Source organism: Enterobacter sp. TMH.L2 (assembly GCF_050847315.1).
Lineage (GTDB): Bacteria > Pseudomonadota > Gammaproteobacteria > Enterobacterales > Enterobacteriaceae > Cedecea.
In genome coordinates this window covers 2441907-2456127 of the sequence record NZ_CP193791.1, presented here as the reverse complement: position 1 = coordinate 2456127, position 14221 = coordinate 2441907, and the positions used below count along the sequence as shown (strand labels likewise).

General features: G+C 59.7%; 10 protein-coding genes. All 10 read left to right on the top strand.

The features are described 5' to 3' along the window. The first annotated feature begins 115 nt into the window (after positions 1-115). The 10 genes from ACREYP_RS11780 to urtD all read left to right on the top strand — a co-directional run bounded on the left by ACREYP_RS11780 (position 116) and on the right by urtD (position 14215). Positions 116-1714, top strand: a complete 1599-nt coding sequence (locus tag ACREYP_RS11780; protein ID WP_336818709.1) for an ABC transporter substrate-binding protein — start codon at positions 116-118, stop codon at positions 1712-1714. A 129-nt stretch (positions 1715-1843) separates the two neighbouring features. Beyond that, the gene (locus ACREYP_RS11775; protein ID WP_336818708.1) at positions 1844-2077 is read left to right on the top strand and encodes a DUF2526 family protein; all 234 of its coding nucleotides are present in this window, start codon (positions 1844-1846) and stop codon (positions 2075-2077) included. Between the two features lie 12 nt (positions 2078-2089). Further along, a complete protein-coding gene (locus ACREYP_RS11770; RefSeq protein ID WP_008459058.1) occupies positions 2090-2962 on the top strand; it encodes an NAD(P)-dependent oxidoreductase in 873 nt (290 codons plus the stop codon). 209 nt (positions 2963-3171) lie between these two features. Next, the gene (gene atzF / locus ACREYP_RS11765; protein WP_336818707.1) at positions 3172-4968 is read left to right on the top strand and encodes an allophanate hydrolase; all 1797 of its coding nucleotides are present in this window, start codon (positions 3172-3174) and stop codon (positions 4966-4968) included. A gap of 11 nt (positions 4969-4979) precedes the next feature. Next, positions 4980-8600, top strand: coding sequence for an urea carboxylase (gene uca, locus ACREYP_RS11760; RefSeq protein ID WP_336818706.1), 3621 nt, complete (start codon positions 4980-4982; stop codon positions 8598-8600). Between the two features lie 4 nt (positions 8601-8604). Further along, complete coding sequence (locus ACREYP_RS11755; RefSeq protein WP_008459051.1) at positions 8605-9285, top strand: GntR family transcriptional regulator; 681 nt, start codon at positions 8605-8607, stop codon at positions 9283-9285. 32 nt (positions 9286-9317) lie between these two features. After that, positions 9318-10589, top strand: a complete 1272-nt coding sequence (urtA, locus tag ACREYP_RS11750) for an urea ABC transporter substrate-binding protein (protein ID WP_008459049.1) — start codon at positions 9318-9320, stop codon at positions 10587-10589. Positions 10590-10773: 184 nt separating this feature from the next. Next, positions 10774-12345, top strand: a complete 1572-nt coding sequence (gene urtB, locus ACREYP_RS11745; protein WP_008459048.1) for an urea ABC transporter permease subunit UrtB — start codon at positions 10774-10776, stop codon at positions 12343-12345. After that, positions 12345-13418, top strand: coding sequence for an urea ABC transporter permease subunit UrtC (gene urtC / locus ACREYP_RS11740; RefSeq protein ID WP_008459046.1), 1074 nt, complete (start codon positions 12345-12347; stop codon positions 13416-13418). Before urtB ends, urtC begins: the two co-directional genes overlap by 1 nt. After that, positions 13418-14215: an urea ABC transporter ATP-binding protein UrtD gene (gene urtD, locus ACREYP_RS11735; RefSeq protein WP_336818790.1), complete on the top strand. Its 798-nt coding sequence runs from the start codon at positions 13418-13420 to the stop codon at positions 14213-14215. The genes urtC and urtD overlap by 1 nt, the downstream gene beginning before the upstream one ends. Positions 14216-14221 lie beyond the last annotated feature (6 nt).

Sequence of the window (14221 nt, the reverse complement as noted above, 5' to 3'; positions counted from 1 at the left end):
AATTGTATAGAAAGGAAGGGTTTGTCATTTGCTTGTCGCTAAGGGCTGTGCTGTTATTACTGTGAGAAATAATAAGTAGCTCAACCATTTGGCAAGCAAATAAAAGGCAAACACTATGTCTAAAGGGAAAACACTGCTCGGCCTGCTGCTGAGTGCGCTCCTCCCGGCAGGAAGCGCGATGGCGGCAGCCAACAGCACGCTGGTTTACTGCTCCGAAGCCTCTCCTGAATCCTTTAACCCACAAATTGCCAGCTCTGGCCCAAGCTTTGTTGCCAGCTCGCAAACCCTCTACAACCGCCTGATTGATTTCAGCCTGACCGACAACACGCCGGTGCCGTCGCTGGCGACGGAATGGAAAATCAGTCCCGACGGTAAAACCTATACCTTCACCCTGCGCAAGGGCGTGAAGTTCAACAGCAACAAATTCTTTAAGCCAACGCGCGACTTCAACGCCGACGACGTGGTGTTCTCGGTCATGCGCCAGAAAGACGCCAATAACCCGTATCACAAGGTGTCGCAGGCGAACTACGAATACTTCAACGACGTCGGCCTCGACAAGCTCATCGTGGACGTTAAAAAGCTGGATGACTATCACGTCCAGTTCACCCTGAGCGAGCCGAATGCGGCGTTTCTCGCCGACTGGGGCATGGACTTTGCCTCTATTTTGTCTGCGGAGTATGCGGATGCGATGCTGAAAGCCGGTACGCCGGAGCGGGTGGACAACAACCCGATCGGCACCGGGCCTTACGCGCTGCAGGACTACAAAGTGGATTCCGTGATTCGCTACGTCGCCAACCCGAATTACTGGAAAGGCGAAGTCCCGACCAAACACCTGATCTTCTCCATCACCCCGAACGTACAAACCCGGCTGGCGAAGCTGCAGAAAAATGAATGCCAGATTATCCCTGCACCAAGCCCGGTACAGTTCGACGCCATTAAAGCGGACAAAAACCTGGCGCTGCACAGCATTGATGGCCTGAACGTCGGTTACCTGGCGTTCAACACCAGCAAGAAGCCGTTCGATAACGCGCTGGTGCGCCAGGCGCTGAACTATGCGGTGGACAAAAAAGCCATCGTCAACGCCATCTTTATGGGATCCGGCTCGGTAGCTAAATCGCCGATCCCGCCAACCATGCTGGGCTACGACAAGGATCTGAAAGACTACGGGTACGACCCAGAAAAAGCCAAAGCCTTGCTGAAGCAGGCCGGGCTGGAGAAGGGCTTTGATACCGATCTGTGGTCTATGCCGGTGCAGCGGCCGTACAACCCGAACTCGCGGCGCATTGCGGAGATGATCCAGAGTGACTGGGCGAAAGTGGGCGTGAAAGCCAAAATAGTCACCTTCGAATGGGGCGAATACCTGTCCGGGATGCGGAAAGGGGAACACTCCTCGGCGCTGTTTGGCTGGATGTCCGACAACGGCGACCCGGATAACTTTGCCGATACCCTGCTGGGCTGCGGCAGCGTTGCCAGCGGCTCGAACGTCGCCCGCTGGTGTGACAAAAGCTACGATTCACTGGTACAGAAAGCGAAGCTGACCAGCGACCCGGCCGCCCGCGCGAAGCTCTACGTCCAGGCGCAGGAAATTTACTATCAGCAGGCGCCGTGGATTGCGCTGGCGAACGGTAAAACATTCTACGCGACCCGTAGCAACGTGAGCGGTTATACCGTTAGCCTCGCCGGGAGTGATTTCTCCAAAGCGAAGCTGGATTAAATTTTATTAACCCTCACCCCGGCCCTCTCCCTGGAAGGGAGGGGGGAATGCGGACGTCAGTGTTTTTATCCCCTCTCCCCGCTGGGGAGAGGGTTAGGGTGAGGGGCAACACATGATAAGGAACATGCCATGACCCATCTCGCAGACGTTATCGGCCGCGTAGACGACGCCATTGCCAAAGACATCATCATTCCGATGAACGAACTACTGATTGAACTCAGCGACGACGCAGCGCTCACGCGGGAAGACCGCTACGCCCAGCAGCAGCGGCTGCGTATCGCCATTGCCCACAAAGGCAATCACCACACAGAAGAAGCCGAAGAACGCCGCGAGCAGTTGACCCGCAGCGGCACCATTCTCTAGCCGGGAGTTATTATGCGTATTGGATTTATCGGGCTGGGCGGTATGGGCCAGCCAATGGCCGAAAACCTACTGAAAGCCGGGCATCAGGTTGCCGTCTGGAACCGCTCTCCGGCACCGGCTGAAGCCATAAAAGCGAAAGGGGCGACGATACACGCCACGCCAGCCGCTTTCACCGACAGCGAAGTGTTGATCACTATGCTGGCCGACGACGACACCAGCCGCCGCGTGGTAATTGAGCAGGGCGCGCTGGAAGCACTGCCGCAGGGCTCAATCTGGATCAACATGGCCACGGTTTCCGTCGCTTTTACCAATGAGATGGCGGAAAAAGCCAGCGCAACCGGGCATCGGTATATTGCCGCGCCGGTACTGGGGCGTGTGGATGTTGCCGCCGCAGGCAATCTCAACATTCTTACCGCCGGGCCAGCGGAGCTGCTGGACGGCGTGCAGCCGATCTTCGATGTGCTGGGGCAAAAAACCTGGCGCTTTGGCGACAGGCCAGAGCAGGCTGCGGCGGTGAAGCTGGCGGCTAACTTTATGCTCGCCAGCGCCATCGAAGCGATGGGGGAATCTTCTGCGTTGGTGGGGGCCTATGATGTGGCCGCCGGGGATTTCCTCGGTATGCTGACCAGCACGCTGTTTGCCGCGCCAGCGTATAAAAACTATGGCGCGATGATCGCCGAATCACGCTACAGCCCGGCCGGGTTTACCATGAAGCTGGGGCTGAAAGACGTGCGCCTGGCGCAGCAGGCGGCGGAAAATAAAAATGTGCCAATGGGCTTTGCGGGCGTGTTGCGGGATAACTACCTCGATGCGCTGGCCCACGGCGATGAACATCTTGACTGGGCGGCATTAGCCACCGTTTCCGCGCGCCGCAGCGGGAAATAACCTTATCTGGCGGCGAGGATATTACTTTCGTCGCCAGATATATCCCTCTAAATATTCACCCGCACTAAAATAACGCCCCGTCGCGGTGCTTTAAATATAATAAAATCTTATCTCTTAATATAAAGCCATTGATAATAAACAAGTAATATAATCTGGCATCGTAATTGCTTTATCTATTCCATCTTGTATACCAGGTGGGATGCCAGCTTATGTCAGTCGCTTTATTGTCGCAGTGGGTAGCCGATTACCAGCCTCAGCCGGAAAGGTTGTCAGACGCTTATCAGCAATTAATGGCCAATATTTCACGCCAGGATAATGCGTGGATTTATATCGCCAGCGAACAGCAAATTAATGAGCAAATAAAGGCTTTATTGCAGGTCATTAAGGCCGGAGACAAAACGCCGGCGGATTTCCCCTTATTTGGCGTGCCGTTTGCGGTCAAAGACAATATAGACGTGGCCGGGATGCCAACCAGCGCCGCCTGCCCGGTGTTTACTTATCATCCCGCTGATGATGCCACGGTGATTGCACGCCTTCGCGCCGCCGGAGCCATTGTGGTGGGCAAAACTAACCTCGATCAGTTTGCGACCGGCCTGGTTGGCACCCGCTCGCCGTATGGCGCGGTGGTGAATAGCTTCAACCCGGACTACGTGAGCGGGGGCTCGAGTTCAGGCTCCGCATCGGTGGTGGCGCGCGGTTTGGTTGGCTTCTCACTGGGAACGGACACCGCAGGCTCCGGGCGCGTACCCGCCGGGTTCAATAACATCGTTGGCTTAAAACCGACCAAAGGCTGGCTATCGACGACGGGCGTAGTTCCGGCCTGCCGCCTCAACGACTGCGTTTCTGTCTTCGCCCACTCGGCGGCGGATGCGGCCCTCGTCGCCAACGTAGCAGGTGGGTACGATCCGCTCGATCCCTACTCCCGAAGCAACCCTCACACCGCCCCGGCTCGCTTTAGCCCGCGCTTGCGCTTTGCCATTCCAGACCGCCTGACCTTCTTCGGCGACAAACTCAGCGAAGAGGCCTTTCAGCTGGCGCTGGACAGGTTAATGGCGATGGGTGCGGATCTGGTGGCGATAGATTTCAGTGATTTCACCCGGCTGGCCGAGCAGCTGTATAACGGCGCGTGGGTGGCCGAGCGCACCGTTGCGGTGAGAGAGACCCTCGAAAAACATCCTGACGCCATGGATCTTACCGTACGTGGGATCGTCGCCAGCGGGCTGAGCTTCATGGCCTGCGATGCCTGGCAGGCGGAATATACCCGCGCCGAGCTTGCCCGCCGTATTCAGCGGCAGCTTGCCGCATTTGATGCCCTTGTGGTGCCGACGTCGCCGACGATTCACACGCTGGCTGAAATGCGCGACGAGCCGGTGGCCTATAACTCGCAGTTTGGCACCTACACCAACTTCACCAACCTGGCTGACCTGAGCGCGCTGGCGCTTCCGGCGGATTTCCGGGCCGATGGTCTGCCAGCAGGAATAACGCTGATCGCACCCGCCTGGCATGATGCCGCGCTCAGCCATTTTGGTGCTCAGTGGCAGGCGCGACTTGACCTGCCCGCCGGAGCAACGTCCCAGAAAGTGCCCGACCAACAGACCATGGCACCTGCCAGCAGCTTCGTGCGCGTCGCTGTTGTGGGGGCTCATCTGCGCGGGATGCCGCTTAACCACCAGCTAACCGGCCGTAACGCCGTTTTCGTAGAAGCAACCCACACGGCAGAAACCTATCGCCTTTACGCCCTGGCGAATACTAAGCCGCCGAAGCCGGGCCTGGTGCGCGCCGCCGAAGGGCAGCCAATCGCCGTTGAGCTGTGGGATATCCCGCTCGCGCGCTTTGGCGAGTTTGTTGCCGAAATTCCCGCCCCGTTGGGGATCGGCACGTTGACCCTGCAGGACGGGCGCAGCGTGAAGGGCTTCATTTGTGAACCGTGCGCGACAGAAGGCGCCACGGACATTACCCCATGGGGCGGCTGGAAAGCCTGGCTTGCTCGTCAACCTGGCGCTTGAGGAGAAGGATTATGTTTAGCAAGGTTTTGATTGCCAACCGCGGTGAAATTGCCTGCCGCGCCATTCGCACGCTGAAGAAAATGCACATCACCAGCGTGGCCGTTTATTCCGATGCGGATGCCAGCGCGCAGCACGTGATTGATGCCGATGAGGCGATAGCGCTCGGCGGAGATAAAGCCAGCGACACTTATCTGAATATCGAAAAAATACTGGCGGCGGCAAAAGAGAGCGGCGCGGAGGCGATTTTCCCCGGTTACGGATTCCTTTCCGAACGCGCGGAATTTGCCGAGGCTTGTGAAGCGGCAGGCGTTGTTTTTATCGGGCCAACGGCGCAGCAAATCAGCGATTTTGGCCTGAAACACCGCGCCCGCGAGCTGGCCTCCGGCGTAGATGTGCCGATGACGCCGGGCACCGGGCTGCTGACATCCCTTGCTGAGGCGCAGCTGGCGGCAGCGAAAATCGGCTATCCGGTGATGCTCAAAACCACGGCGGGCGGGGGCGGGATCGGCCTGACCCGCTGCGACAGCGAACCGGCGCTGCTTGAGGCCTGGGAAAGCGTGAAGCGTATGGGCGCGCAGTTTTTCAGCGACGACGGCGTGTTTATCGAACGTTTTGTCGACAAAGCCCGGCACCTGGAAGTGCAGATCTTTGGCGATGGCAGAGGCAAGGTGGTTGCCTTGGGGGAGCGTGATTGCTCTCTGCAGCGCCGCAACCAAAAAGTGGTCGAGGAAACGCCCGCTCCAAATCTGCCGCAGAGCACGCGTGAAGCGCTGCACCGTGCCGCCGTGGCGCTGGGTGAATCCGTTGATTACCGCAGTGCGGGAACCGTGGAGTTTATCTACGACGCAGCGCGGGATGCATTTTACTTCCTGGAGGTGAACACGCGCCTGCAGGTTGAACACCCGGTAACCGAATGCGTCACGGGGTTGGATCTGATCGAATGCATGGTGCGGGTTGCGGCAGGCGCGTCGCCGGACTGGCAAAAAATGGCCGAAGCGCCTCAGGGGGCGGCGATTGAAGTCCGCATTTATGCCGAGGACGCGCTGAAAAACTTCCAGCCTTCGCCGGGCGTATTAACCGATGTTTATTTTCCTGAGGGCGTGCGGGTTGACGGCTGGGTCAGCACCGGCAGCGAAGTCAGCGCGTTCTACGATCCGATGATCGCCAAGATCATCGTTCACGGCGATGACCGCCTGCAGGCGTTAAGTAAACTGAACGAGGCGCTGGCCGCTACCCGCCTGCACGGGATCGCCACCAATCTGGATTATCTGCGCCAGATCGTCCGCCTGCCGGAGTTCAAAGCTGGCGTAATGTGGACGCGGCTGCTGGATAGCGTGAGCTATCGGGCGCAGGCCGTGGAAGTGCTGGAGCCGGGCACCTGGAGCAGCATTCAGGACAGCCCTGGCCGCCTTGGATATTGGGATATCGGCGTGCCGCCGTCCGGGCCGATGGATGATTTTGCCTTCCGTCTGGCGAACCGTATTGTCGGCAACCATCCGTCGGCCGCCGGGCTGGAATTTACCCTGCAGGGGCCGACGCTGCGCTTCCACAGCGAGGCCACCATCGCGCTGACCGGGGCTCCTTGTCCGGCCACGCTGGATGATCAGCCGGTGACTTTCTGGCAGCCCACAGTAGTGAAAGCCGGGCAGATCCTGACGCTGGGCAGGGCGACCAGCGGGTGTCGTACCTATCTGGCGGTGCGTAACGGTTTTGACGTGCCGGTGTATCTCGGCAGTCGTTCCACTTTTGCCCTTGGTCAGTTTGGCGGCCACGCCGGGCGCACGCTGCGGGTGGCCGATGTGCTGGCTATTTCTCAGCCTTGCCTGCCGGCCTGCACGACGCCGGCGCCGATTAGCCTGCCGCAGGCCCCGGAACCGGCGCTGATCCCGCACTATGGCGAGCTGTGGGAGATAGGCGTGCTGTACGGGCCGCACGGCGCACCAGACTTCTTCACGCCGGAGTCGATGGACACCTTTTTCAACGCCGAGTGGCAGGTTCACTACAACTCTAACCGCCTCGGCGTGCGCCTTGTCGGGCCGAAGCCGGAGTGGACCAGGGCCGACGGCGGCGAAGCGGGGCTGCATCCTTCCAACGTGCACGACTGCGAATATGCTATCGGTGCGGTGAACTTTACCGGTGACTTCCCGGTGATCCTGACGCGCGATGGCCCAAGCCTCGGGGGATTTGTCTGCCCGGTGACGATTGCCAAAGCCGAACTGTGGAAAGTCGGGCAGGTGAAGCCGGGCGACCGGATTCGCTTTCACGCCATCAGCTTTGAGCACGCGCAGTCGCTGGAGATTGCCCAGCAGGTGGCGGTGACCAATCTGTGTGCCGGCACAAGCCTGCCGGATCTGCATCCTTCTATTACGCCAGGCGCGACGACAAGTGCGGCGATTCTGGCGGAAATCCCCGCTCAGGCTGAGCTTCCGGCTGTGGTTTACCGTCAGGCAGGCGACAACTATGTGCTGATTGAATACGGCGATAACGTGCTCGACCTGGCGCTGCGGCTGCGCATTTATCTGCTGATGAAGGCGATTACCCAGGCGGCGCAGGCTGGCATTGAGGAGCTTTCCCCCGGCGTGCGTTCGCTGCAGATCCGCTATGACAGCCAGCGTATTTCCCAGAGCCAGCTGCTCACGCTGCTACTGGGCATTGAACAACAGCTGGGCGATGTGACCCAGCTGAAAATTCCTTCACGCATCGTGCATTTACCGCTGGCCTTCGAAGACAGCGCCACGCTGGCGGCGGTGGAGCGTTATCAGCAAACGGTGCGGGAAGACGCGCCGTGGCTGCCGAACAACGTGGACTTTATTCAGCGCACCAACGGGCTGCAAAGCCGCGACGAGGTGAAGCAGATCCTGTTTGACGCCAGCTATCTGGTGCTCGGCCTGGGAGACGTGTATCTCGGCGCACCTTGCGCCGTGCCGCTCGACCCGCGTCACCGGCTGTTGAGTTCGAAGTACAACCCGGCGCGGACGTGGACGGCAGAAGGCACGGTAGGGATCGGCGGGATGTATATGTGCATCTACGGCATGGATTCGCCGGGGGGCTATCAACTGGTGGGCCGCACGCTGCCGATCTGGAACAAATTTCTCAAAAACGACCAGTTTGGCGACGAGCCGTGGCTGCTCAAGTTCTTCGATCAGGTGCGTTTCTACCCGGTAAGCGAGGAAGCGTTAACTGCGTTCCGCACGGCGTTCCGGGAAGGGCGTGCGCAGGTTGAGATCGAAGAAGTTGAGTTCGATTTTGCAGAATATAGCCGTTTTCTTGCGGACAACGCCGACGATATTGCCAATTTCCGCAGCCGCCAGCAGGCGGCTTTCCTGAGCGAAGTGGCGCACTGGAAAGAGCAGGAAAGCGCGGCGGTGGAGAGCGCGCTGATGGCGGCGGATCTGCCGGAGGAGGAGCAGGCCGGGCAGCTCGTCAGCGCCGACCTGAACGGCAATATCTGGAAGATCCTGGTTGAGCCGGGGCAAAGCGTGAAGCAGGGCGAGCCGCTGCTCGTCGTTGAGGCGATGAAGATGGAGCTGCTGGTTAGCGCCCCGTGCGACGGCAAGGTGGTGCGGATCCAGTGCCAGCAGGGCCGACCGGTGGGGCCTGGGGATGCGCTGCTGTGGCTGGAGGCGGTGTAGCACTATGCCAAAGCGACCAGAAGCCGTAGCCGAGCGCATCTACCAGCAGCTTAAAAAGGAAATTTTCGACTTCCTGCTGCTGCCGGGGGACCGCTTTAGCGAAAACGAAATTGCGGAGCGCATGAGCGCCAGCCGCACGCCGGTTCGCCAGGCGCTTTATGCCCTGCAGCAGGAAGGCTATGTCGATGTACAGCCCCGCAGCGGCTGGCAGATCCGCGCCGTGGATTTCGATCATCTCGAAGCGCTTTACGATCTGCGTATCGTTCTGGAGCTAGAGGCGGTGAAGCGCCTTTGCCTGCGGGCAGACTCCGTTTTCCCGCTGTCGCTGCAGGCGCTGAAACAGTTCTGGCTGGATGAACCACCGCTGGCTGAGGGAATGAACGTCGCGCCGCACGACGAGGCTTTTCATATGACGCTGGTCTCTGCGGCGGGCAATCCTGAAATGGCGAGGGTTCACCGGGAGATCACCGAAAAAATTCGCATTGTGCGCAGGTTGGACTTTACTCGCCAGCCGCGCGTCAGCGCGACGTATGCCGAGCATGGGCAGATCCTGCTCGCCGTCCGGGACCGTAACCTTGAGGAGGCCCAAACCCGACTACACGACCATATCGCCGCCAGTCAGAAAGAGGTTCGTCAGATAACGCTTCATATGCTGCACCAGGCCCGGCAATTCAAGCTGAGCTAATCACTTATTGTTTCTTCAGGGGAGTCAGACTTATGCAACGTCGTACCTTTGTTAAAGCTTTCGCGCTTTCCGCTTCGTTTGTCAGCTTCGGGTGGGCCTTCGCCGCCCAGGCGGCGGACACCATCAAAGTCGGGATCATGCACTCGCTGTCGGGCACCATGGCTATCTCAGAAACGCCGCTGAAAGACGTGGCGTTAATGACCATCGACGACATTAATGCGAAGGGCGGCGTGCTGGGGAAAAAACTTGAGCCGGTGGTGGTTGATCCGGCGTCTAACTGGCCGCTGTTCGCTGAAAAAGCCCGCCAGTTGCTGAGCCAGGACAAAGTGGCCGTGGTTTTTGGCTGCTGGACGTCCGTGTCGCGTAAATCCGTGCTGCCGGTCTTTGAGGAGTTGAACGGCCTGCTGTTCTACCCTGTGCAGTACGAAGGGGAAGAGATGTCGCCGAACGTGTTTTATACAGGGGCGGCACCTAACCAGCAGGCGATCCCGGCGGTGGAATACCTGATGAGCGAAGACGGCGGGGCGGCTAAACGCTTCTTCCTGCTGGGCACGGACTACGTTTATCCGCGCACTACCAACAAGATCCTGCGCGCCTTCCTGCACTCTAAGGGCATCCAGGACAAAGATATCGAAGAGGTCTACACGCCGTTTGGCCATAGCGACTACCAGACCATCGTGGCCAATATCAAAAAATTCTCCGCTGGCGGTAAAACGGCGGTGATCTCCACCATCAACGGCGACTCCAACGTACCGTTCTACAAAGAGCTGGCGAACCAGGGCCTGAAGGCGACCGACGTGCCGGTGGTGGCTTTCTCCGTGGGTGAGGAAGAGCTGCGCGGCATCGACACTAAACCGCTGGTGGGTAACCTCGCGGCCTGGAACTACTTCGAGTCCGTCGATAACCCGACCAACAAACAGTTTGTCAGCGAGTGGAAGGCCTACGCCAAAGCCCACAACCTGCCGAACGCCAATACCGTGGTCACTAACGATCCGATGGAAGCGACTTACGTCGGCATTCATATGTGGGCGCAGGCCGTAGAGAAAGCGGGGACGACTGACGTGGATAAAGTCCGCGCGGCGATGGCCGGACAGACCTTTAAAGCGCCGTCCGGTTTTACCCTGACGATGGACGCCACCAACCACCATCTGCACAAGCCGGTGATGATCGGCGAGATCGAAAGCAACGGCCAGTTCAACGTGGTGTGGCAGACGGATAAGCCGGTGCGCGCCCAGCCGTGGAGCCCGTTTATTCCCGGGAATGATAAGAAATCGGATCTGCCGGTGAAGACTGCCAGCAACTGATGTTCGACCTTCGGCGCATTAACCCTCACCCCGGCCCTCTCCCTGGAAGGGAGAGGGAGAAAGAGGGAAAGCCCTCTCTGAAAAGGAGCTGGGGAAATCTTTTATTCCCTCTCCCCTTTGGGGAAAGGGTTAGGGTGAGGGGCTGGCCGAGGGGCATCAGGGTAAAACCATTCAGGAGAACGCCATGACATTAGCAACACTGGCCCGGCTGCTGCTGGTTGTGGCCGCAATATTGCCGGGACTAGCCGCCGCCGGGGATGCAGAAACGTTTGCGGCGGCAAACCGCACGGCGCAGGCTGACCTGCTGCAAAGCTGGACGCTGGCGCCCGATCCCGCTCGTTTACCGCTGCTCAATGCGCTGCAGCAGGAAACGCTGGTCACCGACGGGCATTCGGCTTTCAACCAGACCGGAGCCGTGCTGACGCCGTTGGGCGACGAAGCCCAACCGCAGGGCGAAACCAAAAAACTCCGACTGACCAACCGGCTGCGCGTTTTGGTCGCCGGAGCGCTGGCCAGCCATCAATTGATAAGTGACAACGTCACCGCTCGTTTAAACGCCGCGAAAGCTTTGCAGAAAGAGGCGCCGCCGGAGCTGCTGCCCGTTTTACAGAAGCGGATGAGCGCAGAAAAAGAGCAAAGCGTACGTGATGCGCTGACGCTGGCCGCCGCCCGCCTTGAGCTAGCCAGCCCGCAGGCCGCCGTGCGCCTGGAGGCGGTTAAGCTGCTCGGCAAGTCCAGCGACCCGGATACCGAAGCGTTACTCAAACCTTTAACCGATGCTGGCGCAGAGACGGATGCCAGCGTGCGCCAGGCCGCCGCTGACGGGCTGCATCAAATCGAACGCCGGCAGATGCTGGGGGATATTCTCGGCCAGGCGTTTATGGGGCTTTCTCTGGGGTCGATTTTGCTGCTGGCCGCGCTGGGGCTGGCGATCACCTATGGCCTGCTGGGCGTGATCAATATGGCGCACGGCGAAATGCTGATGCTGGGCGCGTACTCGGCGTGGGGCGTTCAGGCTGCTTTCCAGCAGTTTGCCCCGGCATGGCTGGCGCTTTATCCCCTGGTTGCGCTGCCGGTGGCTTTTGCGATCACCGCCGGGATTGGCATGGCGCTTGAACGCACGATTATCCGCCATTTGTATGGCCGCCCGCTGGAAACGCTGCTGGCGACATGGGGTATCAGCCTGATGCTGATTCAGATCGTGCGCATGCTGTTTGGGGCGCAGAACGTGGAAGTGGCTAACCCGGCCTGGCTGTCCGGTGGGCTGCAGGTGCTGCCGAACCTGATCCTACCGTGGAACCGCCTGGTGGTGCTGGGCTTTGTGCTACTGGTGCTGCTGTTTACCTGGCTGCTGCTGAATAAAACGCGGCTGGGCATGAACGTGCGAGCCGTGACGCAAAACCGCGCGATGGCGGCCTGCTGCGGCGTTTCGACCGGGCGCGTGGATATGCTCGCGTTCGGGCTTGGCTCCGGCATTGCCGGGTTGGGGGGCGTGGCGCTTTCTCAGCTGGGTAACGTCGGCCCCGAGCTCGGCCAGGGCTATATCATCGACTCCTTCCTGGTGGTGGTGCTGGGCGGCGTCGGGCAGCTTGCCGGGAGCGTGGCGGCGGCGTTCGGGTTGGGCATCTTCAACAAGATCCTCGAACCGCAAATCGGCGCGGTGCTGGGCAAAATTTTGATTCTGGTGCTGATTGTACTGTTCATTCAGAAGCGGCCACAGGGGCTGTTTGCGCTCAAAGGGAGGGTCATTGACTGATGAGTATGCCGCTGACTTTAACGCTCGGACGTAAAGCCCCGCGCCTGACTTTGGTGTTGGGGATGCTGCTGGTGGTTTTGCTGCTGACGCTGCCGTTTCTGGCGCTGTTGCCTGCCAGTAATCCGTTCAGCCTGTCGACCTACACCCTGACGCTGATCGGCAAAATCCTTTGTTATGCCATCGTCGCGGTGGCACTGGATCTGGTCTGGGGCTATGCCGGGTTGCTTTCCCTCGGGCACGGTCTGTTTTTCGCTCTCGGCGGCTACGCCATGGGCATGTACCTGATGCGCCAGGCCGCCGGTGACGGGCTGCCCGGCTTTATGTCGTTTCTCTCCTGGAACGAGCTGCCGTGGTACTGGTCCGGCACACAGTACTTCGCCTGGGCGCTGCTGCTGGCGATGGCGGCCCCGGGGCTGCTGGCGTTTGTGTTCGGCTATTTCGCCTTTCGCTCAAAGATTAAGGGCGTGTACTTCTCGATCATGACGCAGGCGTTGACCTATGCGGGGATGCTGCTGTTTTTCCGCAATGAAACCGGCTTTGGCGGCAATAACGGGTTTACCGGCTTCACCACTCTGCTGGGGATGCCCGTTACAGCGGTCGGGACGCGTATCGGGCTGTTTATCGCTACCGTGCTGCTTTTAGTGGCGAGCATTGGCCTCGGCTTCTGGCTGGCGCGCAGCAAGTTTGGTCGCATTCTGACGGCGGTGCGCGATGCGGAAAACCGCCTGACGTACTGCGGGTATGATCCCCGGGGCTTCAAGCTGCTGGTGTGGACGCTTTCTGCGGTGCTGTGCGGCCTGGCCGGGGCGCTGTACGTGCCGCAGGTGGGCATCATTAACCCGGGCGAAATGTCGCCGACCAACTCTATTGAGGCCGCTATCTGGGTGGCGCTGGGCGGGCGCGGCACGCTGATTGGCCCGGTGCTGGGCGCGGGGCTGGTGAACGGGGCGAAAAGCTACTTCACCATGGCGGTGCCGGAGTACTGGCAGCTGTTCCTTGGCCTGATTTTTATTCTGGTGACGCTGTTTTTACCGCGCGGGGTGATTGGCCTGCTGCGCAAAGGAGAGAAATGATGCAGCCTGCCGAATCTCTGTTTACCCGCCAGTACGCCACGGATCGCTTTCGCGAACAGACCGACCCGGTGCTGGCGCTGGAAAATATCAACGTTAACTTCGATGGGTTTCAGGCGTTAACCAACCTGTCGCTGAACATCGGCGTGGGGGAGCTGCGCTGCGTGATTGGGCCGAACGGTGCGGGGAAAACCACGCTGATGGACGTGATCACCGGCAAGACCAAACCCCAAAGCGGCAAGGCCTTTTACGATCAGTCCATCGACCTGATGCGGTTGGAACCCATTGAAATCGCCCGGCGGGGCATTGGCCGTAAATTTCAAAAGCCCACGGTATTCGAGGCGCTGACGGTCTTCGAGAACCTGGAGATCGCCCAGAAAAACGAGAAGTCGGTATGGGCAAGCCTGCGGGCAAAACTCAGCGGCGAACAGCGCGACCGCATTGATGACATGCTGGTGACGCTGCGGCTGACCGGGGAGCGCCATCGCCGGGCCGGGCTGTTGTCCCACGGGCAAAAGCAGTTCCTCGAAATCGGCATGTTACTGGTCCAGGATCCGCATTTGCTGCTGCTGGACGAGCCTGCGGCGGGCATGACCGATGCCGAAACCGAATACACGGCGGAGCTGTTTCGCAGCCTGGCGGGGAAACATTCGCTGATGGTGGTTGAGCACGATATGGGTTTTGTGGAAACCATTGCCGACCACGTTACCGTGCTGCATCAGGGGCAGGTGCTGGCGGAAGGTTCCCTGCGCGAAGTGCAGGCGAATGAGCAGGTTATTGAGGTCTACCTTGGCCGTTAAGGAGCA